Source organism: Streptomyces sp. NPDC008125, from assembly GCF_042957125.1.
GTDB lineage: Bacteria > Actinomycetota > Actinomycetes > Streptomycetales > Streptomycetaceae > Streptomyces.
Window position 1 is genome coordinate 236,006 of record NZ_JBIBHR010000001.1, and the last position, 24,236, is coordinate 260,241.

General features: G+C 70.9%; 20 protein-coding genes. 10 read left to right on the forward strand and 10 right to left on the reverse strand.

Annotated elements, in window-relative coordinates; translation table 11 throughout:
* Positions 1-11 precede the first annotated feature (11 nt).
* Together ACFZAX_RS00980 and ACFZAX_RS00985 are read right to left on the reverse strand one after the other, a co-directional pair.
* Positions 12-257: a phosphopantetheine-binding protein gene (locus ACFZAX_RS00980; protein WP_390957767.1), complete on the reverse strand. Its 246-nt coding sequence runs from the start codon at positions 255-257 to the stop codon at positions 12-14.
* The gene (locus ACFZAX_RS00985; protein WP_390957768.1) at positions 254-2,107 is read right to left on the reverse strand and encodes an amino acid adenylation domain-containing protein; all 1,854 of its coding nucleotides are present in this window, start codon (positions 2,105-2,107) and stop codon (positions 254-256) included. Before ACFZAX_RS00985 ends, ACFZAX_RS00980 begins: the two co-directional genes overlap by 4 nt.
* A 71-nt stretch (positions 2,108-2,178) precedes the next feature.
* On the opposite strand from ACFZAX_RS00985, the gene ACFZAX_RS00990 reads away from it, so the two are divergent.
* Positions 2,179-2,910: an HAD family hydrolase gene (locus ACFZAX_RS00990; RefSeq protein ID WP_390957770.1), complete on the forward strand. Its 732-nt coding sequence runs from the start codon at positions 2,179-2,181 to the stop codon at positions 2,908-2,910.
* A gap of 8 nt (positions 2,911-2,918) precedes the next feature.
* On the opposite strand, the gene ACFZAX_RS00995 is transcribed toward ACFZAX_RS00990, so the two are convergent.
* Genes ACFZAX_RS00995 through ACFZAX_RS01010 form a run of 4 tightly spaced genes read right to left on the reverse strand, consistent with a single transcriptional unit; the run spans position 2,919 to position 9,916 of the window.
* Positions 2,919-4,352: an SDR family NAD(P)-dependent oxidoreductase gene (locus tag ACFZAX_RS00995; protein ID WP_390957772.1), complete on the reverse strand. Its 1,434-nt coding sequence runs from the start codon at positions 4,350-4,352 to the stop codon at positions 2,919-2,921.
* A complete protein-coding gene (locus ACFZAX_RS01000; protein ID WP_390957773.1) occupies positions 4,345-6,807 on the reverse strand; it encodes an HAD-IIIC family phosphatase in 2,463 nt (820 codons plus the stop codon). The genes ACFZAX_RS00995 and ACFZAX_RS01000 overlap by 8 nt, the downstream gene beginning before the upstream one ends.
* Complete coding sequence (locus ACFZAX_RS01005; RefSeq protein ID WP_390957775.1) at positions 6,807-8,642, reverse strand: aminotransferase class I/II-fold pyridoxal phosphate-dependent enzyme; 1,836 nt, start codon at positions 8,640-8,642, stop codon at positions 6,807-6,809. Before ACFZAX_RS01005 ends, ACFZAX_RS01000 begins: the two co-directional genes overlap by 1 nt.
* Positions 8,639-9,916 carry an FAD-dependent oxidoreductase gene (locus ACFZAX_RS01010; protein WP_390957776.1) on the reverse strand — a complete coding sequence of 426 codons (1,278 nt, stop codon included), beginning with the start codon at positions 9,914-9,916 and terminating at the stop codon, positions 8,639-8,641. The genes ACFZAX_RS01005 and ACFZAX_RS01010 overlap by 4 nt, the downstream gene beginning before the upstream one ends.
* Positions 9,917-10,154: 238 nt before the next feature.
* On the opposite strand from ACFZAX_RS01010, the gene ACFZAX_RS01015 reads away from it, so the two are divergent.
* Positions 10,155-11,123 (forward strand): glycosyltransferase, encoded by a 969-nt coding sequence (locus tag ACFZAX_RS01015; protein WP_390957778.1) that lies wholly within the window; start codon positions 10,155-10,157, stop codon positions 11,121-11,123.
* 22 nt (positions 11,124-11,145) lie between these two features.
* On the opposite strand, the gene ACFZAX_RS01020 is transcribed toward ACFZAX_RS01015, so the two are convergent.
* From ACFZAX_RS01020 to ACFZAX_RS01030, 3 genes are all read right to left on the reverse strand, one after another.
* On the reverse strand, positions 11,146-12,384 hold the full coding sequence (locus ACFZAX_RS01020; protein WP_390957780.1) for an acetyl-CoA carboxylase biotin carboxylase subunit family protein: 1,239 nt from the start codon (positions 12,382-12,384) through the stop codon (positions 11,146-11,148).
* Between the two features lie 74 nt (positions 12,385-12,458).
* Positions 12,459-13,097: a hypothetical protein gene (locus ACFZAX_RS01025; protein WP_390957782.1), complete on the reverse strand. Its 639-nt coding sequence runs from the start codon at positions 13,095-13,097 to the stop codon at positions 12,459-12,461.
* A gap of 200 nt (positions 13,098-13,297) precedes the next feature.
* The gene (locus ACFZAX_RS01030) at positions 13,298-14,386 is read right to left on the reverse strand and encodes a TauD/TfdA family dioxygenase (RefSeq protein WP_390957783.1); all 1,089 of its coding nucleotides are present in this window, start codon (positions 14,384-14,386) and stop codon (positions 13,298-13,300) included.
* Between the two features lie 762 nt (positions 14,387-15,148).
* Here ACFZAX_RS01030 and ACFZAX_RS01035 point away from each other — a divergent pair.
* Genes ACFZAX_RS01035 through ACFZAX_RS01045 form a run of 3 tightly spaced genes read left to right on the forward strand, consistent with a single transcriptional unit; the run spans position 15,149 to position 19,045 of the window.
* Positions 15,149-16,738, forward strand: coding sequence for an amino acid adenylation domain-containing protein (locus ACFZAX_RS01035; RefSeq protein WP_390957785.1), 1,590 nt, complete (start codon positions 15,149-15,151; stop codon positions 16,736-16,738).
* A complete protein-coding gene (locus tag ACFZAX_RS01040) occupies positions 16,731-17,459 on the forward strand; it encodes an alpha/beta fold hydrolase (protein ID WP_390957787.1) in 729 nt (242 codons plus the stop codon). Before ACFZAX_RS01035 ends, ACFZAX_RS01040 begins: the two co-directional genes overlap by 8 nt.
* Positions 17,459-19,045, forward strand: a complete 1,587-nt coding sequence (locus tag ACFZAX_RS01045) for a condensation domain-containing protein (RefSeq protein ID WP_390957789.1) — start codon at positions 17,459-17,461, stop codon at positions 19,043-19,045. Before ACFZAX_RS01040 ends, ACFZAX_RS01045 begins: the two co-directional genes overlap by 1 nt.
* Here ACFZAX_RS01045 and ACFZAX_RS01050 read toward each other — a convergent pair.
* Positions 19,035-20,273 (reverse strand): ATP-grasp domain-containing protein, encoded by a 1,239-nt coding sequence (locus tag ACFZAX_RS01050; RefSeq protein WP_390957791.1) that lies wholly within the window; start codon positions 20,271-20,273, stop codon positions 19,035-19,037. The genes ACFZAX_RS01045 and ACFZAX_RS01050 overlap by 11 nt on opposite strands.
* A 199-nt stretch (positions 20,274-20,472) precedes the next feature.
* Between ACFZAX_RS01050 and ACFZAX_RS01055 the strand changes: the two genes are divergently transcribed.
* The 5 genes from ACFZAX_RS01055 (at position 20,473) to ACFZAX_RS01075 (ending at position 24,233) form a co-directional block, all read left to right on the forward strand.
* A complete protein-coding gene (locus ACFZAX_RS01055) occupies positions 20,473-21,081 on the forward strand; it encodes a methyltransferase domain-containing protein (protein WP_390957793.1) in 609 nt (202 codons plus the stop codon).
* Entirely contained in the window at positions 21,078-22,340 is a 1,263-nt protein-coding gene (locus ACFZAX_RS01060; RefSeq protein ID WP_390957795.1) for a hypothetical protein, read from the forward strand. Before ACFZAX_RS01055 ends, ACFZAX_RS01060 begins: the two co-directional genes overlap by 4 nt.
* Positions 22,341-22,380: 40 nt before the next feature.
* Positions 22,381-23,178: a cupin domain-containing protein gene (locus ACFZAX_RS01065; RefSeq protein WP_390957797.1), complete on the forward strand. Its 798-nt coding sequence runs from the start codon at positions 22,381-22,383 to the stop codon at positions 23,176-23,178.
* Positions 23,179-23,247: 69 nt separating this feature from the next.
* A complete protein-coding gene (locus ACFZAX_RS01070) occupies positions 23,248-23,442 on the forward strand; it encodes a tautomerase family protein (RefSeq protein ID WP_390957799.1) in 195 nt (64 codons plus the stop codon).
* Complete coding sequence (locus ACFZAX_RS01075; protein ID WP_390957802.1) at positions 23,439-24,233, forward strand: cupin domain-containing protein; 795 nt, start codon at positions 23,439-23,441, stop codon at positions 24,231-24,233. The genes ACFZAX_RS01070 and ACFZAX_RS01075 overlap by 4 nt, the downstream gene beginning before the upstream one ends.
* Positions 24,234-24,236: the final 3 nt, after the last annotated feature.

A 24,236-nucleotide genomic window follows, 5' to 3' on the forward strand; every position in this document is an offset into this window, starting at 1 on the left:
TGCGATGGCTCCTAGGCGGTCTGCGGGGCGGTGTCGAGGCGCTGGGTGACCAGGTCGGCGAACTCGCCGAACTCGGCGTGGTCGAGGACCTCGCGCATGGAGACCTTGACGCCGAGCGCGGTCTCAAGGCGGGCCACCATCTGGGTGGCCAGCAGGGAGTGGCCACCGAGGAGGAAGAAGTCGGACTCCTCGTCAATGGGGGTGCCCAGTACCTCGGACCAGATCTGGGCGACGGTCTGCCGGACGGTGGTGCTCATCGGGGCTCGCTCTCTCCGGCCAGCAGCCGGGCTCTGTCGGTCTTTCCGTTGACGGTCAGCGGAAGTCTTTCGGTGACGACGTAGCGGGCGGGCACCAGATAGGCGGGCAGCGAGTCCCGCAGCGCCGCGCGCACGGCTTTCGCCAGTGACGTGTCATCCCCTGCGATGTGGGCGGCGAGTCGCTTGCCCCCCAGGGCGTCGGTCTCCACCAGGACGCAGGCGCCGCGCACGCCGGGCTGGGCGAGGATGGCCTGCTCGATCTCCCCCGGCTCGATCCGGTGACCGTTGACCTTGGCCTGGCCGTCCTCGCGGCCGAGGAACTCCAGGATGCCGTCGGCGCGGAAGCGGGCCAGGTCGCCGGTGCGGTAGCAGCGCAGGCCCCTCAGGCGCCCGGACTCCGGGACGCGGAACCGCTCGGCGGACTGTTCGGGCAGACCGAGGTAGCCGGCCGCGAGCCCGGCGCCCTCGGCCCACAGCTCGCCGGGGACACCCGGTGGCACCGGGTGCCCGCCCCGGTCGACCAGGAAGACCCTGGTGTTGTGCACCGGGGTGCCGATCGGTACGGTCGCGGTGCCCGGGGGCAGCGGCTCACGCATCAGGTGGCAGCAGGTGAAGGTCGTGTTCTCGGTGGGTCCGTAGCCGTTGACGACGGTGAGTCCGGGGTGCCGGGTCAGCAGGCTGTTCACGTGGTGCGGGGAGACGACGTCGCCGCCCGAGAACAGCCGGCGCACGGACGAGAAGGCGTCCGGTTCGTGCTCGGCCATCTGGTGGAAGAGCCCGGCCGTCAGCCACAGCACGGTGATCCCTCGCCCGGTGACGACGCCGGCCAGTTCGCCGAGGGTCAGCGGACCGGCCGGGGCCACGTCAAGGCGCGCGCCCAGGGCCAGCGCACACCACACCTCGAGGAGCGCCGCGTCGAAGGTCGCGGGCGCCAGGTGCAGGACCACGTCCTCGGGCCCGAAGTCGATACGGTCGTCCGCGGTCAGCCGGGCGATGCCGCGGTGGGTGAGCTGGACCCCCTTGGGGGTGCCGGTCGATCCGGAGGTGTACATCACCGTGGCGACCTCGGTCTCGGCCGGCTCCAGCGGTGCCACCGATGGCTCGATGCCCTCCATGACCAGCGCGGTGCCGACCGGTACGCGCCCGGCGAGCGCCTCGCTGGTGAGGGTGGTGCGGACTCCCGGACCGGACATCATCAGCCGCAGACGCGGCTCGGGGTAGGCGGGGTCGAGGGGTACGGCCGTCGCCGCGGCCATCGCCACACCGACCATCGCGGCGACCGACGTCAGGCCGCGGTCGAGCAGGATGCCCACGGGATCGCCGGGGCGCACGCCTCGCTCCGCCAGTGCGCGGGCGATGCCGGTGGCGTACTCCAGCAGTTCCCGGTAGGTGAGCTCCGCATCGTGCGTGGACACCGCCACGGCGTCGGGCTGCTTCTGCGCCCACGCGGCGAACATCCGGTGGACCGGCTGCTCGACCGGGGGCCGGTCCGGCCCCGACCAGGCGGTGAGGAGGGCCCATTCGGTGTCGTCGACCAACTCGACTTCGGAAAGGGGCCGTTGAGGCTCGGCGAGCGCGGCGGCGACGAACCCCTCGATGCGGGAGTCGAGCGCTTCGGCGACGTCGTGGGGTACGGGGCCGACGACCACATCCGCGCCGCCGTCGGGCAACAGGGCCACCGGCAGGGGCTCGCCCCCGGCACCGTCCGTGCGGCACAGGCGCGCGACGAAAGCGGCGCACGCCAGACCCAGGACGCGCTCGGCCGTCGTGCCCGTGGCCGAGGCGAATTCCGCGGCGGCCGTGACGACTTCTTCACCCAGCCGCACCCCGCGGGCAGTGGGCCCGCTCACAGCGTCCCGCATGGTTCCCACCCTCCCCTAGGATCAAGATCTCCGAGCGCGTACGACCAGGAGAGCAGGCCATGAGCACCTTGATCGTCTTCGATATCGACGGGACGCTGCTGGACAGCGTGGCCCCGCACCAACTGGCCTTCCACAGCGCACTGCGCGACTGCGGACTCGAAAAGATCGACTCCGCCTGGGGCGGTTACGCCCACCACACGGACTCGTGGATATTCCGGGAGGTCTTCCGGCGCAACAGGGGACGGCTCCCCGACGAGACCGAGACCCAGTGGTTCGCCGACCGGCTGCACGCCCGGTTCGTCGCCGCCACCGAGCTCGAGAAGGTCGAACAGGTCCCCGGCGCGGCCGCGTTCCTGCGCGGCCTTGAGGCGTCGGGCGGCTACACGGTGGCGTTCGCGACCGGCGGCATGCGCGAGGTCACGGCGGTGAAGCTGGCTCCGTTGGAAGCGTCCGGCCCGGTGTCCACGGCCAGTGACCACACGTTCCGGGAACACGTGGTCCGGGAGGCGATCCACCAGGCGGGCGAGGGCTTCGACCGGGTGGTGTGCGTCGGCGACGGGCCGTGGGACGTGCGGGCCGCCGTGGCCACGGGCAGCCAGTTCATCGGCATCGGCGCGTCGACGAAGCCGTTCGGCGCGTGGTTCCCGCGTACGCACCTGTTCGGCTCCTTCGACGAGATCGACCCCGCCGCGGACTTCTCGCTCGCCCCGCCCGCAGGGCAGGTCGAGGCCGCGCCGGACGCCGACAAGGCGTTCTCGGAACGGCCGGCGCCCTGCGCCTGCTGGAGCTGACCGCACGTTCACTCCCCGACCTGTTCGGCCACGACACGGCAGAGCTGGTCGAAGCGGCCCGTCGCGGTGAGGCTCTCGGCGGGCAGGCTGATGCCGAACTCCTCCTCCACGGCGAGCACGACCTGGATCTGTCCCAGTGAGTCCCAGCCCGGAGTGAGTCCTACGCCGCCGCCTCGCACGTCCACGTCCGGGCCGAGGACGCGGCGGACGGCGGCCTCCACCCGCTCCGTGTGCCCGCTCACGACCGGCCTGCCCCGGGGCGCGGATGCCTGAGCGGCCGGCCCGGAGGCCGACGCGGCCTCGTCCTCCGGGGCGGCGCCGCCGTCCAGGGCGTACCTGGTGACCCCGTCCGTGGACAGCCACACCCGGCGCGCGGGGGCTGCCGCGTCGGACACCTCGGTGACGACCAGTTCCGCGACCTCCTCCGGCAGCAGACCGAGCGTCCCGGCAGGGCGGACGTCGGCGGAGTACCGGCCCTGGACATAGCCGGGTTCGACGACCACCGCGCGCACCCCGTCGACTCCGTGGTGCCGGTCGATGCCGCGCAGTACGCTTTCGGCCGCCGCCTTGGCGGCGACATAGTCGGACCAGCCCTTCGGGTGGTGGCGCGAGGCCTCCGACCCGAGCAGCAGGACGCACCCTTGCTGGCGCAGCAGCATGCCGTCCAGCACGGCGTCGGCCAGGTCCCGCAGCCCGGCGTAAGCGGTCTCGAAATGTTCCTGGTGCCCGGCCGCCAGGGGTGCGGCGGCGGCGTGCACGAGGGCTGTGGGCGCGAGTGCGGCAAGCTTCTCCGCGGCTGCGGCGCGGTCGGCCGGCACGGTCACATCGGCCATCACCGAGTGGACGGTGACGCCGGTTTCCTCGCACTGGCGGGCCACGTCGTCGATGCCGCCCCGGTGTACGAGGGCGAGGTCCCATCCGGCCTTGGCCAGTGCCCGGGCGACCGCGGCGCCGATGTCACCGGCGGCGCCGGTCACCGCGGCGAGCCTGGGCGCGTCGGCGGGCAGGAAGCCGCCCCCGGGGTTGTCGTCCGGCCGGGGACGCGGCGCACGTACGGTCGTCTTCACCTCGCCGTCCAGGACCAGCTCGCGGTCCTGATGGGCCCGTACCCGGCAGGTCAGCACCCCGGTCCCCGCGCTCTTCGAACGTAGCCGCAGGGAGTAGTTGACGGGCCGGTCGAAGGCGACGGCGCGCACCGGGCGGAACGCCGTGTCGAGGATGACCGCGCCGGGGCCGGGCAGGACCATCCCGATCAGGGCCGACACCGGCCCCAGCACCATGGTCAGCGGCACGATGGGCGCACCGAACTCGGTCTGGGCCGCGTGCTCGGGATCGTGGTGGATCGGGTTGTGGTCGCCGGTGGCCGCCGCGAAGGCGGCGAACTCCTCCCCGGTGAAGGTGTGGCTGCTGTGGGCTACGGCGCCCGGTTCGAGGTCATGCATGGTCGGTCTCCGCGTCCGTGTGGTCGACGACCCGCAGCCAGCCGGGGGTGCTGTGGTCGCCGGTGAGATCCAGGTGCCAGCTGCCGTCCGCGTCGTCCGGCGTGTAGCCCTCGTCGGCGAACACGGTGCGGCAAGGGGCGTTGCGCTCGGTCGGCAGCACGAGGCCGTGCAGGCGGGTGCGCCCGTCGGCAGCCAGGCCGGCCGCCAGCCAGCGCAGCACACCCGTCTCGACGCCCCGGCCCAGGACACGGCAGGACAGCAGGTAGGAGTCCACGGTGGTCTCCGTGCCGTGGTGGGTCAGCACCACGACGCCGAGTTCCTCGCGGTCGCTGAACCGGTCGGCCACGCTGAGAACCAGCACGTCCGAGTCCGGCGCGGCGGCCAGCCGGCGCAGTTCGGCACGGGACTGGCGCCGGGTCGTCGTGTTGAACTGGTTCGTCTTGGCGCACAGTTGGGCCGCGCGGGCCACGTTGCCCTCGGTGAGCGGGCTGATGTGCAGCTCGGTGCCGAGCGAGGCGTAGAAGTCCTCGATGCGCTCGTAGCCGCGCCGCTGCCGCTCGGTCTGTTCGCGGGCCCGGTACTGCTCGGTGCGTCGGCGGTCGGCGTCGGTCACGTTGAACACGGTGACGAACGGGTCGCCCAGCAGTGCGTGCGCGTAGCCGGACGGGTCCTCGGACAGTTCCGGCACGACGACCTGCGGCAGGAACTCGCGCACCCGCGCGCGCTCCACGGGGTTGTCGTCGAGGAACAGCACATTGGCCAGGCCCACGTTGAGACGCGAGGCGATGTCGGCGATCGCCTCCGGCTTGGGTCGCCAGCCGATCTCCAGGGCCACGAAGTCGTCCTCCCGCAGCACCATCCCCGAGTGCTGCCGGATCGCGCGCAGGGCCAGGTCCTCGTCGTTCTTGCTGCACACCGCGAGCGCGATGCCCCGCTCGCGCAGCGACTTCAGCACGAGCTGCAACTTGCGGTGGGCGTTGCCGGGGTGATCGGTGCCGACCTGAATACCGTCGATGCCGTCCTCGCCCACGACGCCGTGCCACAGGGTGTTGTCGAGGTCGGTGACGATGACCCTGGCGGTGCGGCCGAGTACCGAGAGCGTCAGGCCCCACAAGCGGCGGGCCAGTGCGGCGCTCAGGGCGACACCGTACGGGATCCGGCCCACCTGCCACAGCCGCGCGTCCACCAGCGGGCCGCCGCCCGAGCGCGCGACGACCTCGGCCAGGTCGACGACGTGGATGTGCTCCTGGCCGCGGAGTCCGTCGCGCAGCAGCCGGTTGGCCTCGGTCACGATCCCGCTGATGTCGATTGCGGACGGCTGAAGCGGCGCGAAGGACAGCACGAACACCGGCTGGTCGGTGGTGGCGGCGTAGGAGCTCACCAGGCCGGTGTAGTGCTCCACGGCTTCCCGGAGCCGGCCGTCGACGCCCTCGTCGAGACCGTCGACGGAGAGCACGTCCTCCAACCGGTCGGTGAAGAAGGTCGCGTGCGCGTCGAAGCCGCGCAGCGCGGAGGCCGGGTCGTGGATCTCGCGCGCGAGCAGACCGTACTCGGGTACATGGACGGCATGGGGCTCGTGGCCGAGGACCCGTCGGCCCTCGGCGGCCACCTCGGCGGCCAGGATCTCCTGGTTCCGCGAGCCGAGCAGCGCCAGCCGTACGGGCTCGCGGGCCAGTTCCCGCGCCCGGTGCTCGATCACCCTGGGCTCGCGCAGCAGCACCCACGGGTCCTCGGCCAGCATCTCGCCGCAGACCTGGGCCAGGTCCGTCGTAGACACCGACTCCAGGGCGGTCCCCCACAGCCCGGCGCTCGCCATCCGGCCGGTGTCCCGGAGACGGTCGAAGACCGGCGTGAAGTCGAGGGTGGAGTCCAGCGCCGTATCGCGGACGATCATCGTCAGGTCGAGCCCGGCGGGCCCGTCGCCGAAGTCGGCCGTACCGGCGACCTTCATGTGGTGCCGGTAGGGGACCTCCGCCAGTTCCTCGTAACGGTGCACCTGTGTGCAGGAGTTCCAGCTCGCGCCGACCGTGACGATGCGGGCCGCCTCGCGCTCGAAGACCTCGAAGACGGTGTCGGCGCCGAACGCCGTGTCCGGCCGGCAGGCCGTCAGCTCTTCGGCCAGCGGTCCGGCGACGGCGAACGAGTACACCGGATGCGGGGTGCGGCGCACCTCGGGAAGGTCCAGGAACCACTCCACCAGCACGCCGGTGTTCGGGACGGAACGGCGGTGGTGGTACTCCTTCGTACGGCAGAACTCGAAGGTCACCGCGGGCAGTGCCAGGGTCACTCCGTCGGCGAGCAGGCCGCGCAGCGCGGCCAGCAGGTCGCCGCGCAGCCCGTCGGCCGGGGTCCGGAAGGCGAAGAGGGACGAGTGCAGCACCACCAGCCGGTCCGCCGGGTCGATGGCGGACCGCAGGGCGGCGTACAGCTCGTCGCGCCGTGACGTGCCGCCCATCAGGACGCTCCGCCCGCCGCCGGGGCGGCGACGGCCACACCGAGGACGGCCGCCAGCGCCTCCACCAGGCGCCGGTTCTCCTGCGGAGTACGGCACGCCACCCGCAGGTAACGGTCGCCGTCCGGCATGGACTTCCCTCCGCAGTCCTTGACGAGGATGCCGTGCTCGGCGAAGACCCGGCGCACGACTGCCAGCGCGGAGGCGCCCTCCGGCAGCCTCACCATCACGTAGTTGGCGTCCGGCGGATAGACCGTCAGGCCGGGCAGTTCGGTGAGCCACGCGGCCAGTTCGTCGCGGTCGCGCCGGACCTGTTCGCAGCTGGCGGCGAAGGCGTCCTGGTAGCGGGGCAGCAGCCGCAGGAAGCGTTCGGCGAGGCCGTTGACATTCCAGATCGGCAGCCCGGCGCGGACGTCGGCGACGAAGTCGAGGTCGGCCGAGGCGAGGTAGCCGAGGCGCAGGCCGCCGATGCCGTAGACCTTGCTCATGCTCTTGATCACGGTCAGTCCCGGCAGTTCGGCCAGGTCCGGTTCGAGGCTGTGGCCGGGCTCGCAGAAGTCCACGAAGGACTCGTCGACGACCAGGCGGATCCCGCCGTCGGCAAGGAGCCGGGCGAGGGTGACCAGGTCGGCCCGCGGGACCGCCATCGCCGTCGGATTGTTGGGCGAGGTGATGATGACCGTTGCGACGCCGGCGCGCAGCGCGTCCTCGGCGACCGCGGCCGGGTCCATGGTGAAGGCGGGCGCGGGCAGGCGGATGCGGTGGATGTCCTGCTCGGTGAAGACGGCCTCGTACTCGTTGAAGCCGGGCACCACCAGTGCGACCCGGCCGAGCAGACCACCGAGGATCTTGATCAGTTCCGATGCGCCGTTCGCCACCACCAGCCGGTCCGACGGCTGGCCGATCGCCGCGCCGAGGAGCGACTGCAACGCCCTGTGGCCGACCGGGTAGTGCACCAGGGTCTCCCGGAAGTCCTCCATCAGCTGGTCGATCAGCCGGGCCGGGGGGAAGTAGAGGTTGTACAGCAGGCGGTGGTCCACCAGGTCGTAGCGCCAGTAGCCGCCGTAGAGGCCCTGGAGCATCTCCAGGCGGTCGTCGGAGCCGCGGAAGAGGTACTCCGCGGCACTGTGGTCGGTCAGGTCGTCGACCTCGTACCAGCGCAGGTCGCCGCAGTTCACGCCGCTGACCGGGAACCGGCCGGCCGCCACGGTCTCGGCTATGACCAGCTCGTAGTAGGCGTTGTGGCCGCCGCCGGCTATCAACGACCCCAGGCCGGGGACGAACTCCTCACGCAGGTAACGCTCGCGAAGCAGGTGCACGTTGACGGTCTTGTAGGTCTGCGTCAGGTCGCTGCCCCGCTCCTGCTGGGCGGGCAGGATCATCGCCGAGACCGTCTCGTCGGCGTCGAGGGTGACGACGGTGCCGTCCATCTCCCGCCGGTACGGGGCGACCGCCGTCACGGCCTCGCCGTCCGCCGCCGCCAGTCTGCCGAGCAGTTCGCCGTCGAACACCACGTCGCCCTCGACCAGGTAGACGTCCTGGTCGAGATGCTTGTGGGCCAGCCACAGCGAGTAGGCGTTGTTCGTGGTGCGGTAGGCGTCGGACTCCACGTAGCCGATGTCCAGGCCGGCGAACTCCTCCCCGACGGCAGAGCGCACCTCGTCGGCCAGGTGGCCGACCACCAGGACCACCTCGCGCACCCCCGCGGCCGCCAGGTTCTCCAGCGTGCGGAAGAGAATCGGCTTGCCCGCGACGGGGATCAACGGTTTGGCGTCGCCGAGTCCGAGCCTGCGGCCCAGACCGGCCGCCAGGACGACCGCTTTGGTCGGCGTGCTCATCGTTTCGTCTCTCCCTCTGTCGTCACCTGGCTCAGCAGGTCGTCGAGGATGACCTCGCCTATGTCGTGCTGGTACAGCCACACGCCGTCGGCTCTGCGGGTGTAGCTCGGCTCACCGCCGACCTCCTGGGACGGGGCCAGGCCGGCCCCCAGGCCGTAGGCGACGAGCTGCGGGTACGCCGTGCCACGCGCGTCGACCAGGTGTCCTCGGTCGTTGACGACGGTGCCGGTGGGGCCGGTCGCCGCCGTGAACGGCATGCCGTCGGCGTAGTGGATGGGCGGGAGGTCGGCCTCGAAGCCGTTGGCCATGACGATGGTGTCGGCTTCGGCGAGTGCCTGTGCCGCCGCGTCCCGGGCGGCCGGGGTGTCCACCTGGACCAACCGCACCGGCAGCGGGTCGCTGCCGGGCAACCGCAGTGCGGCACGGGCCAGTTCGTGGGCGCGGCCCCGCAGGCCTCCGTAGCGGTTGACCCGTCCGTTCATGGGACAGACGTCGAGCACGGGATCGAAGACGTATCCGTCGGCCTCGGCCCGGTCGGCGCTGTCGTAGAACAGGCGGAGGCCCGTGCGGTGGATCACCGTGATTTCGTCCGCGGCGGGGAGCAGCAGATGGACCACCGACCAGGCGCTGTGCGACCCGCCCACGACGACGACCTTGCCGCTCGCCTCGGTGTCGTCCTTGCGCGTGTCGACGAACGACTCCGAGTGTCGGACACGGTCCTGATGAGGCGCCAGGCTCAGGCCGGGGACGATCTCGGCCTTCGCGAAGTCGGCCTGGGGGCGTCCGCCGGTGGCGATCACCGTCCGCTGGGCGGTGAGCTCCCGGCCGTCGTCGGTGCTGACTCGGACTCCGTCTTCGCACAGGTCGATGCCGGTGACCTTCTGCCGTACGACGGCGCAGCGCGGGTGTGCCTCCAGGAGGCCGGCCACCACCTCACCGAGGCGGGCGAGGAAGGGGGCGACCACCGACAGGGGCGGGTGCTCGTCGGCGAGGGCGCGCAGTCGGCGGGTCACGGGCAGGTCGCGCAGCGCGGCGAGCGGCGTCCCGGCCTCCAGGCCGTCGAGGCACTCCATGAACGGCCCGCCGAGGGAGTTGGCGCTGATGCGGTAGTGCGCCAGGCCGCCGGGGCCGATCGGCCCCGGTTCGACGAGGGCGATGCCGCGATCCAGCAGGGCGTCGAGCCGGCCGCTCCTGCTCGCTGTGACGATGGGCCCGAGCGCGGCGGGGCCGCCGCCGCAGAATACGAATCCGAAGGCATTGTCGTCGGACGGCAAAGAATCCCCCAAAAAAAAGCCGACGGTTCCCGCGTCATGAACACACGCAAGAAACTGCCGGTCGATTTGCACTGTGCGATCGGGCGACAGAACCGGTTGCATGAGCGATCCAACATGCGCATGGACGAAAGGTCAAGCTCGGGTGAACATATGTGTTTCATGTTGCCAACGCTGGTGACGTGCAACCTGCTTGGCGGGTTGCACGTCACTGGGTGAGCAGGGAGAAGAGGGAAGCGGAATGGGAAATGTCAGCATCTGCATACCGGTGTACAACCGGGCGCAGGAGATGGAACGGGCAATACGTAGCGCACTGGAACAGACCTACTCGGATATTGAGGTCGTGGTGGTGGATAACGCCAGCACGGATTCAACTTGGGAGGTTCTGACGAAACTGGCCGCGTCCGATCCCAGAATTCGGGCACACCGCAACGAAACAGTGCTGCCACGAGTGCAGAACTGGCGCCGGGCGGTCGAGTTGGCCAAGGGGGACTACGTCAAGTTGCTCTACTCCGACGACTGGATTTCGGCCACCGCGGTCGAGCGCTCGGTCGAGGTGCTGGAACGGGAGCCCGACGTCGGTTTCGTCTACACGGCGATGACGTGGCACTACGAGGTGCCCGAGACGTGCTACCGCCGCGGCGCCGGGCGGATGTCGTCCCTGGAGTTCCTGGTGCGGTCGGCGACCGTGGAGGATCAGGTGCCGGTCAGCACCTCGTGCACGCTGATGCGCCGGACGGATCTGCTCGACGCCTTCCAGGACGAACTGCCGACGAACCTCCCCTTCGACTTCAGTCACGGCCTGGGGCTCGACGGCACCCTGCTGTGGCGCGTCGCCGACCGCTACCCCTCCCTCCACCACATCCCTGAGGACCTGGCCCACTCCGCCGATCCGCACGCCGGTGAACCCAACACCCGTATGCAGATCGGCGCGGAGAAGCACGAGATGATGTGGTGGGCCTACCGCAACGCCTTCGCCCAGTCCGTCCTGGCCTCCCGGCGGCCGGCCGCCGAGATCCGTGCGCTGCGCGCGGCCCTGCTGGTGTCCTGCGTGCCACTGCGTCCGACGGCGGTGGCGCGCCGCAACCTCCGGCTGTACAGGCTGCTGTTCCCCGGCCGGTGGTGGGCCGCGACCCCCTTCGCGGCCTCGGTGCGGGGGTTGGTGTGGCGGCGCGTCGGACAGCCGCTCGATCCCACGATCCCGCTCTGAGCGTTCGCCCCGGCCGGCTGTGTCACGCGGATTCGAGGACGATCGTGGATTCGATCGCGGCAACCGCGGCACGCAGCCGGTCGTGGTCCGCGGCCGTGCCGTGCACCGTGCCGAGGTGTCCTTCCGTGCCGTTGCGCCAGTCCAAGGAGCGCCCTGCGGCCGCCTCGGCCTTGACCTGCCACACGCCGTCGAGGCCCGCCACTTCGTCCAGGCCGTGCAGGGCCGTCAGGGTCTGCCCGGAGTCGGCGGGCGGCGTCACGAAGTAGACGTACTCCACGGAGGCGAAGGACAGTTCAGGCAGCTCGACCGGGAGGGACAGGGCTTCGCGCAAGGCCGCGCGCAGCAGGTCGAAGCGGGCCAGCCGCCGGAGCAGCGCCCCGACGTAGCCGCCCATCCGGCCGTTGACCTCGATCAGCCGGGGGCCGTCGGGGGTCAGCTTGATCTCCACGTGAGTGACGCCACCGGTGATGCCGAGGGCGTGGATCGCGGCCTCGGTCAGGGCGAGCACCTCCGAGCGCAGCGCCGGGGACAGGCTCGCCGGCTGGAACATACCGGTCTCCCGGAAGGGTTCGGCCAGCGGCAGCTTGCCGGTGACGCACACATGGTGCACGACGCCTCCGGAGGTGACCGATTCCACCGACACGTAGTCCCCGAAGCCCGCACCCGCCCCGTCGGGATCCCCGACCAGCAGCTCCTCCAGAACGTACTCCGCGGCGCCCCCGGCCGTGAACTCCTCGGCCAGCGCGTTCAGTTGACCGAGGTCGTCGACCCGGCAGGTGTTCACGCTGCCCGCCCCGCTGCGCGGCTTGAGCACCGCGGGCAGGCCGACCCGTGCCGCGGCCTCGGGCACGTCGTCGACCGACCGCACCACCTCGCACCGGGTTGACTGGACGCCGGCTACGTGCAGGCGCGCCCGCTGCCGCTGCTTGTCCACCAGTGCGCCCACCACCTCCACGGTGTGGAAGGGCAGCCCGCACACCGCCGCCAGCTCGGCCGTAGCGGCCAGCCGGTACTCACTGAACGTCACGATGCCTCGCACGTTCAGGGCCGACAGCGCGGCGCCCGCCTCCTCGGGAGACATCCCGGTGACGTCGAGGACCTGCGCCAGTTCGCCCAGTTGCCGGGCCGTGCCGGCCGCACCGGGCGAGCTCTCGTCGCAGACGAAGACGACGGAACACAGCTTGCGGGCCGAGGCCACGATCTCGACGGCTCCGGCGGACCCGCGGTCGTACACGACGGCGAGGAGGGGGAGATTCGGCATGAGGGGCACCCTATCCAGGAATTGATCTTGTTCTCCGGTGACCGCCGAACCCGGGCGGGCGGCGGGGCAAGGCGTCACGCGCTCGCCTGCGCGACGGGTGCGATCCCGGTCCGCCGGGTGCGCTCGGCCCAGCGCGCCACCGCCGGCGCCGCCAGACCGGCGGCCGCCGGCAGCGCGCCCATCACCAGCCGGCCGATCCAGCCCTGCCGCACGATGAGCAGCGCGGTGACCGCGGGGGTGATGGCGGTGCCGAGCTGGGTGGTCAGGCCGAACAAGCCCTGGCCGTGTGCCGACTGCATGCCCTTGGTCGGCGCGCACCAGACGCTGAACGCCTTCGGGTACTCGTAGGTCCACAACGCCTGGTCCTGGTGCAGAGCCACGGCGGTGCCCACCAGGGCGGGCGTGAGGAACGCCGGGTGGAAGACGACCGCGGCCCCGTCGCCGACGACCTCGCGGGCCAGCTCCGGGACACCCGCGCGGTTCAGCATCGGCCCCCACACCCGCGGGTCGTTCCACAGCAGCCGGCGGAGCTTGCGCAGCCGACGGACACCGTCGGCCTCGTCGTACTCGGGCTCATAGGACGAGGCGACCTCCGCGGCCCCGTCGAGGTGGTCGAAGAAGCCCACGGCACGGCCGATGTCCTCCTCGGCGAGGAGGCCCGGCAGCAGCTGATAGCCGTCCCTTTGACAAGTATCGAGGTCGATGCCAGGCATACGAAACCTGCCTTCTGGTGAGAAGTCGGTGCCGAGTCCTCATGCGTCAAAGAAGGAATGCGGACGGGCAGCGAAGACCGGCTGACCGACCTCGGCCCGGATCGAACCACGAGGCCGCCGACAAGAAAAGCGGTACGACCAAATCAAAAAGACCGTACGACATCAAGACCGGATAATCGAGCAGGCCGGAAAGCGGAATCTCATGGCCGACGGGAGCGAACCGAGCGTTTCTCCCAGGTTGCCCGTCGGTGGCGTTCAGCCGAGTTCCGCGACGGGACGACCGAAGGCCCCGGGCGTCGCGCCGACGGGCCAGACGCCACCCCGGTAGCTGCCCGCGGCCACCGCCCCGTACAGCGAGGAGTAGTGCTCGGGCAGCTCGGACTGCCCTCGAAGGCGAGCCACAGGCGCAGCAGCAGCCGGCCCCGGCCGCCGCCCTCCTCGAACGCGGACCGCGCGTGCAGGATGTGGAAGTTGTTGATGAGCTGGAGGTCGCCCCGGCGCAGCTCCATGTCGAGGGAGACCCCCGGCCGCTCGAGGATCCGGTCGAGCGCGTCCATCGCGGCGCTCTGGCGTTCGGTGAGCCGCGGCGCACGGTCATGGCGCTGCGAACCGGCGATGAACCGCCGGACGTAGCGGACCGCGAACGAATCGCCGGTGCGGCTGAAGACCGGGATCCCCGACCAGGGAGACTCCCCGGGCTGCTGCTCGCCCCGCCTGTCATTCGGATACGGCCGATACAGCTCGGCCAGTGCGTCCGGGGGCTCCTCCAACAGCAGGTCGTGCACGGATTTGGAGGACACGATCCGGCTCAGCCCGCCGGATTCCGCCGGACGTATGCACAGCAGGCCGATGACATCGGTGCGGTCCACGTGGAACGGGAGCGCGGCGGAGCTCTCATAGCCCCGCTGGACGGGGCTGGCGATGTCCGCGCCGCGGTCCTCGACGCGGCCGAGCAGATCACCCGTGCGGCTCTGCGAGACCGGGCGCCCCGCCAGCAGCCCGAAGAGCCAGTGGGCCATCTCGGTCTCCAGCGGGTCGTCCGCGCCCACGGGGAATCCCGTGACCACCGCGAAGCCCGGCTGTCCGGCCAGGCAACGCCGCAGTTTGGTGGCGAACTCCTCGGTGAGGCCGAGTCCCGCAGGCCTGCGGGAGATGAGGTCGGGCCGGCGGCCCGCGGCCACGGCGGCCCGTGCGGCGGCCGTCAGTTCGGCCGCGACGTCCGGCGCCACCGCGATGCGCCACTGCTGTTCCTCATCGGCCAGCGATGCCCCCAGCCAACCCTTTCCCACTCGAGAAATCCGCGGTTCCCCCGGAGAAATCTCTACCCGAACAGGAGTAGGCAAAATTTTCACCCCACTCAATTGGCTACATCAGGCGGGCCAGCTAATTAGCGCTCAATTGATTACAGAAAAAAGCATGATCCGAACCCTAGGCTTGGCCGCCGGAATAGGTCAATGTGATATGGACCACACCCCCGTCCGCAGGAAATTGCCATACCTCTACTTGACTATTTGACCAACGCCCGAAAGGTCACGCGCATTACGGCCGAGGTGTTTTCAACTGAGCAATTTCGCACCCATTTCAGTATTCGCTGGGGATTTTCGGGCCAATTACCGATCACGGTCGGCAAACGTGACATGCATCACGCTGATGGCGTATTTGGTCAAGGGTATGGTGCAGCCGTGGCGGGCCGGCAGCCGCAGCTGACGCCCACCCCGAGGGGGGTTCCGTGGCCTCACCGGCCGAGCCGACGAGGCCACCCGTCGCCTTCTCGCGCCTGCCCTGGGCGATCCGCTCCCGCCCGGATGTCTCGGCACACACATGAACCCGGCCGTCTGACTTACTGTCACACCCTGGAGAGCCATGTCCCGTCGACCGTTGACCTCCGCCCGGCCCGTCGCGAGCGCCCCATGAACCCGAGGCGGCCCTCGCCCGCGAACCGGTCCTCCGCTCCGCCTCGGTGGCGCTGCGGAGGACCGTGACTGCTTGTTCCCCCGCGCCCTCGACGGCATCGACCCGCGCTGACACCCCCTCCGGGACCAGAGGTTGACATGACATCCACATCACCGGTGCCCGTGCCGGAGCAGGAGGCCCGAAGCACCCTCGTCGACGTGTTCGCCGACAGCGTGGTCCGGCATCCGGACGGCATAGCCGTTTCCGACGGGACCGCACAGCTCACCTATCGCCAACTGGATACGTGGAGTCGGCGCATCGCCCGGCGGCTGCGGGAGCGCGGTGTGGCCCCGGGTGACCGGGTCGCGCTGCGCATGGAGGCGGGCTGCGAAGCGGTCGCCGCCATCCTCGGCATCCTGCGCTCGCGAGCCGCCTACGTCCCGCTCGACCCGCGCAACCCCGCCGAGCGCAACGAGTTCGTCGTCGCCGACAGCGGGGCCTGTCACCTCGTCGGTGAGCCGGCCCCCTCCTGGGGCGCCGGGCTCGCTCGCACCACCACCGATGAGGTGGCCTCGCTGCGTTCCGGCCCCGGGGCCGGGCCGCCGGAGACCGAGCCCGTATCACCGCAGGCCGCGCCCACCGCGGACAGTCCCGCGTACGTCATCTACACCTCGGGAACCACCGGCGTGCCCAAGGGCGTACCGGTCCGCCACGGCAGTGTCGTCACCCTGCTCGACACCACCCGCGGGCTGTTCGACTTCGGGCCGTCGGACCGGTGGCTGCTGTTCCACTCCCTTGCCTTCGACTTCTCCGTGTGGGAGGTGTGGGGAGCGCTCTCCATGGCCGCGACCCTGGTCGTCCCGCCGCAGTGGGTCACCCGCGCGCCCGAGCAGCTCCTGGAGCTGCTCGCCGACGAACGGATCACCGTCCTCAACCAGACACCGACCGCGTTCGCCATGCTGCTGCACACCCGCGGCTCCGACGGCCGTGACCTGCCCGACCTGCGGTACGTCGTCTTCGGCGGCGAAAAGCTCACCCCCGCGGTCCTGCGCGGCTGGGCGGACGCCCACGGCCTCGACCGACCGCAACTGGTCAACATGTACGGCATCACCGAGGTCACCGTCCACGCCACCTTCCACCGCGTCACCCGCGCCGACGCCGACGGCGACGCATCCGTCATCGGCGCGCCCCTGCCCGGCTTCACGGTACGCGTCGTCGACCGGAACGGATCCGAGGTCCAGGACCCCGGCGCATGCGGTGAACTCTGGCTGGCCGGGCCACAGGTGACGGTCGGTTACCTGAACCGTCCGGAGCTGGACGCGGAACGCTTCGCCGTCTTCCCCCCGGGCCCGGAGGGCATCCGCTACTACCGGTCGGGCGACCTGGTCAGCCGTACCAAGGACGGCGAACTCGCCTACCACGGCCGCGCCGACCTCCAGGTCAAACTCCGTGGACACCGCGTGGAACTGGGCGACATCGAGAACGCGGTGCGCTCACACCCCGGCGTCGTGGAGGCGATCGCCTGGCCCCGTGCGTCGGCCGGCGGGGCGCAGCGCCTGTTCTGCGTCCTCCTCGCCCGCGAGGGAGAGCTGCCGGACATCCGCGAGCTGCGCCACCACGTAGCGGCGAAACTCCCCTCGTACATGCAGCCGGCCCGGTACCAGGTGGTCACCGCGCTGCCCCGCACGGTCAACGGAAAGACGGACCGGGACGCCCTGATGAAGGAGTGGGAGGAGAACCATGGCTGAGCCGGACCTCTTCCCGTCCACGCCCTACCTCACCGCGGTCGACGGGGTGGCCCTGCTCGCACACGACATCATTCCCGGTCGCCCCGGCGTCCGGGGGACGGACTCCCCTCTTCTGCTGCTCCACGGGCTGGGGGACGACAGGGCCCAGCTGCGCTTCCTGAGCGACGCCCTGTGCTCCGAGGGCGAGATCGCACTGCTTCCGACCCTGCGCGACCACCCGTCGAGCCCCGCTCCTGCCTGGGGTTACTCGCCCCTGGACTACGCGGCCGACGTACACCGTGTCACCGACGTCCTGCCCTCGCCCGCCCACGTGATCGGCTATTCGTACGGCGCCTTGGTCGGCCTGGTCCACGCGGTGGCCATGGGACCGGCCCGGGTCCGCAGCCTCGTCCTGCTCGACCAGTCCCTGGAGCGGCGACCGCAGCGGATCGAGGGCGGCGAATGGGCGGAGTCGAGCTTCCTCACATGGGAGTACGACTACACCCACCTGCTCGGCATGCTGACGGCTGCCGGGATCCCCGTACTGATGGTCGTCCCGCGGGACAGCCATGTGGTCCCGGAGACGGAGCGAGCCGCGCTCCGCGCGCGTCGCGACCCCCTTTTCTCCTGCGTCCTGATGGACGGCGTACACGCCGATGTCGTGCGCCCCGACGGCCCCGTCACCTCGATCATCAAGGACTTCTACGCGCAGTACTGCCCGGCCCCCCTCAAGGAGAGCTGATGTCCCTCGCAGCAGAACCCGACCACACGGCGCTCCATGACGCCGTGCTCGGCATCCACCGCGCCGTCCTGGAGGACGATTCGGTCCTGGCCGAGGACAACTTCTACGACATGGGCGGCGACAGCATCCTCGCCCTCCAGGTGCTGGGCCGCATCGAGCGCGAACTCGGCGTGAAGGTACCCGCCCAGGCGTTCTTCACCGCGCAGAGCATCGGGGACGTGGCCGAGCGGGTCACGGCGGGGCAGTCCCTCGGCACCGGGGCGGCGACCGGCCGGGACACCGCCCACCGCGGCCGGGCTGCCATGGCCCAGGAGTGGGCCCTGCTGTCCGCGCTGCGCGATCCGCAGGCGCCCCTCCTGCAGTTCCACGTCGTGTACCGGGTCACGGGCCCGCTCGACACCGACCGGCTTGGCGCGGCGCTGCGCCAGGTGGCACAGCGGCACGAGTCGCTGCGCACCTCGTTCCGGGCGGCGGGGGACAGCGCGCTGCTGACGGTGGAGCCCTGTCCTGAGGTCAGCCTGGAGACGAGGGACGACGAGGGGATACCGGACGCGGAACTCGACGAGTTCCTGCGCGGTTACGTGCGCCGGCCCTTCGACCGCTCGCGGGCCCCGCTGTGGCGGACCCTCACCGTCCGCCGCGAGGCCTACGTACACATGCTGGTCTTCGTCTTCGACCACATGATCGCGGACGGCTGGTCGCTCGACACCTTCGCCAGAGACCTGTCGGCCGCTTATACGGCCGGTGAACTCCCCGCTCCAACCGCCGGATCCGGCGCCTACGCGGAGTGGGCCGCCGGGCAGTGGCAGCACTGGGAGAGTGGCCGGCAGCAAGAGCTGACCTCGTACTGGCAGAGCCAACTTCCCTCGGATGCAGCCGACTTCGGGCTGCGACTGCCCGGCCATCAGGGCACCGGGGAGCTGACTCAGCCTTCCTCGCTGGTCCTGGACGTGGCACCGCAGACCGCCCGGACGCTGCGGGAGGCATCCCTGGCCCTGCGGGCCACGCCCTACTGCGTCTCGATGGCCGTGGTGAAGGCGCTGGTCGCCCACGTCACCGGACGGCCGCGCGTCACCCTGCTGACCACCAACGCGAACCGGCTGGACGGCGCGTACCAGGACACCGTCGGCTGGTTCGCCAACGGCGTCTTCCCCACCACCGACGTGGACCTCTCCGGCTCCTTCCGGGACCTGGTCGGCGCCGTGCGGGAGAGCATCCTGGGCGCCACGGCGCACGGCGACATGCCCGCCATGTACGTCCGGCGCGGGATCTGGCCCCAACTGCCCGCCGGCTTCCGCAAGGACCCCGGGGTGTACTTCATGTACAACGACGTATGGGGCTCCGGCCTCGGCTTCGGCGACGGCGTCGAGGTGAGTCCGTATCACCTCGTGGAGGACGCGGACTCCCCCGGCCTGCACATGTGGCTGCTGCGGGAGGGCGAGACGCTGCGGCTCCAGGTCCTGCACTACGCGTCCGAGTACCCGGCGGCGTGCGTCAGCGACTTCGCCGGCCGCCTGGTGACAGCGCTGGGCCTGCTCACCGGGCAGCCGGACCGGCCGCTGTCGGAGCTCCTGCTCACTCTGTGACGGTGGGCGCGACCTCGACGCTTCCGGCGAACCAGTCGGCGAGGTCACGCATCCGGGCCGTCACCTCGCTGTCGTCCGCACCCCGGACGACGGCGAGACCGGCCCTGAGGTGGGAGGCGGCGGTGACGTCCGGCATCACCTGGCCGGGCGCGATGTCGAACTGGGCCCGCACCACACCCGGTCGGGCCAGCACCTCGTCCAGGCCGGGCATGGCCAGGACCCGGCCCGCCGGGGCGGGCAGGTTCATGCCGCCGTAGGCGCCCTCGGTGGTGTGGGAGGCGGGCGCGGCCAACGCGGAGGGGCTGCCGAGCATCAGCCGGGCCCACTCGGATCGGAGGTTGACCCCGAAGGCAAGTTCCATCACGTCGTCGGTGCGGCCCCCGCCCACCCGGGCCGCGCACTCGCCGAAGACGATCCGCCCGCCGGCCGTCTCCTGGAACACCTCCAGATGGAACGGGCCGTCCTGGTACTCCAACGCCTTGAAGGAGGTTTCCGCAACATCCCGAATTTCCTCGTACAACCGCGGGTATTCGGCGGGCGGCAGCGCCACATGGGCGACCATTCCGCCCTCGTGCACTTCGATGAGATTCTGCAGATAGCGGGAGACTGAAAGGGCCTTTATTTCACCATTCCGGACGAGCCCGTCCACCTGGAACTCGGTTCCGTCGATGTATTCCTCCAGTAGCCATGGCCCTTCGCCGCCGACAGCAGCCAGGGCCATGCATTCGCGCGCGCTTTTCTCGTCGGTGAGCACATAGGTGTGCCGGGCGCCGCCACCGTCGAGAGGCTTGAGCACCTTCGGGAACGTGAGGGCAGCCGGGTCCGCCGCCGCCAGCGACTCCAGCACCTCGCTCGTCGCCGCGGGCACCCCGGCACCCCGTACCAACTGCTTCTGTACGTACTTGTCGCGCATGGCCAGCGTGCGCAGGGCCGCACCCTGCGACCGCCCGGCCAGCTCCTGCAACACCGCGGCCGGGACCAGGCAGAACTCCAGAACGCTGCAGATCACGTCGTAGTCGGCGAGGGCCAGGCCGTCGCGCGCGAGCCCGGAGAGCACGCCCTCCACCTGCGAGGGCTGCGGCACGACGACCGTCGCCGCGCCGGCCGCCCGGGCGGCCACGGCATCGGCGGGGGCGACGGCGCAGGTCACGTTCGCACCGGCCGCGATGAGCGCTGCGACGGCCCTGGGCATCCATCCGACGTGAAGAACGGCAACGGGCTTCTGCATGGATTGCTCCTGTGAGGAATTATCGGAGAATGCTTCTTCCATTCGTTCGCGAATGTATCGATCGGACCGCACGACTGCCATGTGACGTGCTTCACTTTTCGACTCATTGCCATGGCCATCGACTGCGGGTACCTTCACGTCCGTTGATCAATTGAATTTCCCGCACATCCGTTCCGTACGCACAGAACCGGAGGGCTGCGTGTCCACTGAAATAAACCCGGACTTCGGACTGACGGCCGAGGACTGCACCCGTCACCGCGCCGGCTTCCCTCCGGAGATCGTCGAGCGGCTCGCCGCCTCGGAGCCGAGGTGCGGGACCGGGACGTGCTGGACCTCGGCATCGGGACCGGCAGTCTCGCCCGGCTCTTCGCCCGGGCCGGGGCACGGGTCACCGGAATCGGCCCACGCCGCCGCACTGCTCGAACAGGCACGGGGACTCGACCGGGAGGCCGCCGTGGAGATCGCGTACGAGGTGGCCACGGCCGAGGACACCGGGCTTCCCGACGCCTCGTTCGACGTGGTGTCGGCCGGCCAGTGCCGGCACTGGTTCGACGCTCCCAGGGCCACCGCCGGCTTCGGCGCCATCGAGACGTTCCCCTTCGATCTCGACGTGCCGTACACCCCGCAGGCATGGACCGGGCGGATCCGGGCCGGCGTGGGCGCGAGCCTCACCGCTGAGCGGGTCGAGGCGTTCACCGCCGATCTGGGCGGCATCGTGCGTGACCGCTTCCCCGGTGACGTCCTGCGCGCCCCGCATCGCACCTGGGCCGTGGTCGCGGTCAAGCCGGCCGAGGAGGCGGGGCGTTGACCGGTACGCCCCTGACCGTCGCCCCCGGCCCGGCGCGGCCCGACGCCGCACCAGCGGGCCCCACGCTCGGCGAGGCGATCGGCGCCTTCCAGCCGGCCGGGCCCCCCGACTCCGGGACGCGCGAACGCCGCCAGGAACTGGCCGAGTTCGTACGGGAGAACGAGCAGCGGGTCCACCGGGCCCCGGCCGCCGAAAGGGACGAGGTACGAGCCCTGCTCGGCTGGGACGACGGCTCCCTGCACCGATTCATCAACTCACCGATGGTGGTGCACAGTTCCACCCATGTGAGCATGAACGCCTTCGCCCCCATGGTCACTTTTCCCTGGTTCTGCCTGCGGCTGCTGACCGCCACCGCGGGCAGCGCCGACGGCGGCGAGGGATCACACCTGCGGACCCAGCTGACCCACAACAACCTCAGCGACAACCGCTGGAAGCCGCACGTCTGGTGGCGGCTGAACGCACGGGGACGGCTCGCACGCACCCAGCTGTTCAGCAAGCAACCCCGCTTCAAGCACCGGGTTCTGCTGACCCAGCCCGTACCTGGTCAGGCCACGGGCACGGAGGCGCCCGAGGGCGGGGAACTCGCGCCCTGCGACGCACGGGCCGTGCGACTGGCCCGGCACGCCACCAACTTCGCCTACTTCGCGATGATGTACCGGATGGCCCTGGAGCGGGAGGTGGGCCTGCACCTCCCGCACGGAACCGTCGAGATCCCCGTCGACCTCATGAACGCGTTCTCCCTGCGTCAGGGGCAGTTCCCCCGCTGGCACGAAACCCTCTACCGGCAGGGCTTCACACTCCGCAGGATCGGTCCTGACCACCTGCTCCAGGAACTGACCGCCGACGCCGCCGGACAGCTGGGCGCCCCCGATCCGCTGCGGCCCGAGACCACCCTGATCTGCCCGAACTACATCAACGTCGGGCATGCCCATCGGATGGGCCCCTCCGCTGCCATCGGCGCCGACCGGATGGCGTCGTACGAGCCGGAGATGACCGGTGTCCTGTCCCGGTTCTTCGCGGAGCTCGGCGAGCCCCACAAGCCGCCGCAGTTCCTCGGGGTCGCCGGCATCAGCCTCGACCGGCTGCTGCCGCTGCCCGGAGAACTGGGCGCGGCCCTCACCGAACAGGGCGGCCAACCATCGCTGCCGCTGTACGCCGGGCTGTACGGCGACCGGCTCGTGCCCGCCCTCGACGCGGCCCTGGACCGGCCCATGGGCGAGTTGGCGTCGATCGTCACTCGCCACGTGTCGGCACCCTGATCCGCCCACCCTGTGTCCCACTCCACCGAGAGGAACCACCATGGCGCAGCACCCTGACTTCGGCCTGATCATCCGCCGCAAGGAGCTGAAGTTCACCGAGGAGGCCGGCTGCCTGATCAGCCGTCCCGTGGGCCCGCACGTCGGAGCGGAGTACGTCTCCGTCGACATCGTACGGATCCCGCAGGGCGCCAGCTGGAGGCCCGACCAGTACACCACCGAAGAGACCACCGCCATCGTCTTCGAGGGCCTGGGACGCGCCCAGGTCGGCGGCGAGACCACCGACGTGAGCGGCGGCTCCACCGCCTACGCGCCCACCGGCCGCCCCGTCTCCTTCACCGCCACGAGCGAGGAGCTGACGGTGTACTTCTGGCGGGCTCCGCTCCCCGAGGGCGCACCGCGCGGCACCGCCCCCACGCTCTTCAACACCGTGCACGATTCGACCTCGGCCATCCGCAAGTTCGCCGGTACCGGCGAGATCGCCCCGGTCGACAACGAGTCCCGCGCGTACATGAACTTCCCGCACTGGCCCGGTAACGGCTGCGCCCACCTGTGCATCAACAGCGGGGTGGCCGCTCCGGGGAACACCTTCAACATCCACGGACACCCGGGCGCCGAGGATGCCCTGTTCGCCCTCGTGGGCCGCGGCCAGTTCTTCCTCGGTGACCAGTGGCTCGACATGGAGCCCGGCGACGGCGTGTACGCCCGCTCCGGGGTCCTGCACGGCACCCGCAACCCCGACGGCCCCGACGCGGCCCCGCAGTTCATCTCCGTCGGCGGCCCCGTGCCGTACGACGCGAACCTCTACATCGCCGCGGGGCTCTCGCCCGAGGTCGTCTGACCCGTCGTCCGGCTCGCACCGGCGCTCCCGCGCCCCTTCTCCCGTACCCGCCCCATGGAAGGCCCTGCCATGCCTGTTGTCACCGTCGACTGGTGGAGTGGAACCGAGCACGAGCAACGCCGCGAACTGATCGAGGAGGTCACCGCTTCGGTGTCCCGCATCGCCGGCTGCCCGGCCGAGGCGGTCACCGTGATCGTCCGTGATGTGGAGCGGAGCCACTGGGGCAAGGGTGGCGTCCCGGCATCCGAGGAGGGTGCCGGATGACCGCCGAGCGAGCGAACGGGGCCATAGTCCGGGCGGCCGGACTGGAGTTCCGGCCGGAGAACGGATGCGACGTGGCCACCGCCGTGGGCCCCGGCCTAGGCGCACGCATCGTCCGCCTCGACGTGGTCCGGGTGCCGCCGGGCGCCGAGTGGCACCCCCGGGACGCTCCGGACGAGGAGAACGTCGTTGTCGTCTTCGACGGCTCGGGCACCGCGACCTCGGGCACCGAGAAGGCCGAGATCGCGCGAGCGAGCGCCGTGTACGCGCCCACGGGGGACTCGTACTCGCTCACCGCGCACACGGGCGGCACTCTCACCGCGTACGTATGGCGCAGCCGACTGCTCGACGGGCGACGACCGGGGACGGACCCCCGCCGCTTCAGCACGCTGTGGAACGAGGAAACCCAGCTGCGCGGCTTCGGCGGCACCGGCCACGCCGCGGCCTCCGACCGCACCGCCACGATGAACTTCCTCTTCTGGCCGGGCACCGGCACGCCCCAACTCTGCCTGCACTGCGGGGTGATGAGCCCGGGCGAGTACTTCAACGTGCACATCCACCCCGAGAGCGAGGAAGCGTTCATCGTCATCGAGGGAGAGGGCCAGCTCTACCTTGAGGACCGCTGGTACGACGCAGCACCCGGCGACGTCCTCTACGCCTCCCCGGGCGTCCCGCACGGCACCCGGCACGACGGCGCGGATCCGGCCGGCCCCCGGTTCGCCACCTGCGGCGGGCCGACCCCCTTCGATCCGATGCTCTACCAGCGGGCCCGTGTGTCGCCCGAGGTGAGGTGAGTC

What these genes read in the sequence shown, in the direction of transcription:
- ACFZAX_RS00980 (WP_390957767.1), bottom strand. Translation starts at nt 257, where the DNA reads ATGAGCACCACCGTCCGGCAGACCGTCGCCCAGATCTGGTCCGAGGTA.
- ACFZAX_RS00990 (WP_390957770.1), top strand. Translation starts at nt 2,179, where the DNA reads ATGAGCACCTTGATCGTCTTCGATATCGACGGGACGCTGCTGGACAGC.
- ACFZAX_RS00995 (WP_390957772.1), bottom strand. Translation starts at nt 4,352, where the DNA reads ATGCATGACCTCGAACCGGGCGCCGTAGCCCACAGCAGCCACACCTTC.
- ACFZAX_RS01000 (WP_390957773.1), bottom strand. Translation starts at nt 6,807, where the DNA reads ATGGGCGGCACGTCACGGCGCGACGAGCTGTACGCCGCCCTGCGGTCC.
- ACFZAX_RS01005 (WP_390957775.1), bottom strand. Translation starts at nt 8,642, where the DNA reads ATGAGCACGCCGACCAAAGCGGTCGTCCTGGCGGCCGGTCTGGGCCGC.
- ACFZAX_RS01015 (WP_390957778.1), top strand. Translation starts at nt 10,155, where the DNA reads ATGGGAAATGTCAGCATCTGCATACCGGTGTACAACCGGGCGCAGGAG.
- ACFZAX_RS01020 (WP_390957780.1), bottom strand. Translation starts at nt 12,384, where the DNA reads ATGCCGAATCTCCCCCTCCTCGCCGTCGTGTACGACCGCGGGTCCGCC.
- ACFZAX_RS01025 (WP_390957782.1), bottom strand. Translation starts at nt 13,097, where the DNA reads ATGCCTGGCATCGACCTCGATACTTGTCAAAGGGACGGCTATCAGCTG.
- ACFZAX_RS01035 (WP_390957785.1), top strand. Translation starts at nt 15,149, where the DNA reads ATGACATCCACATCACCGGTGCCCGTGCCGGAGCAGGAGGCCCGAAGC.
- ACFZAX_RS01040 (WP_390957787.1), top strand. Translation starts at nt 16,731, where the DNA reads ATGGCTGAGCCGGACCTCTTCCCGTCCACGCCCTACCTCACCGCGGTC.
- ACFZAX_RS01045 (WP_390957789.1), top strand. Translation starts at nt 17,459, where the DNA reads ATGTCCCTCGCAGCAGAACCCGACCACACGGCGCTCCATGACGCCGTG.
- ACFZAX_RS01050 (WP_390957791.1), bottom strand. Translation starts at nt 20,273, where the DNA reads ATGCAGAAGCCCGTTGCCGTTCTTCACGTCGGATGGATGCCCAGGGCC.
- ACFZAX_RS01065 (WP_390957797.1), top strand. Translation starts at nt 22,381, where the DNA reads ATGGCGCAGCACCCTGACTTCGGCCTGATCATCCGCCGCAAGGAGCTG.
- ACFZAX_RS01070 (WP_390957799.1), top strand. Translation starts at nt 23,248, where the DNA reads ATGCCTGTTGTCACCGTCGACTGGTGGAGTGGAACCGAGCACGAGCAA.
- ACFZAX_RS01075 (WP_390957802.1), top strand. Translation starts at nt 23,439, where the DNA reads ATGACCGCCGAGCGAGCGAACGGGGCCATAGTCCGGGCGGCCGGACTG.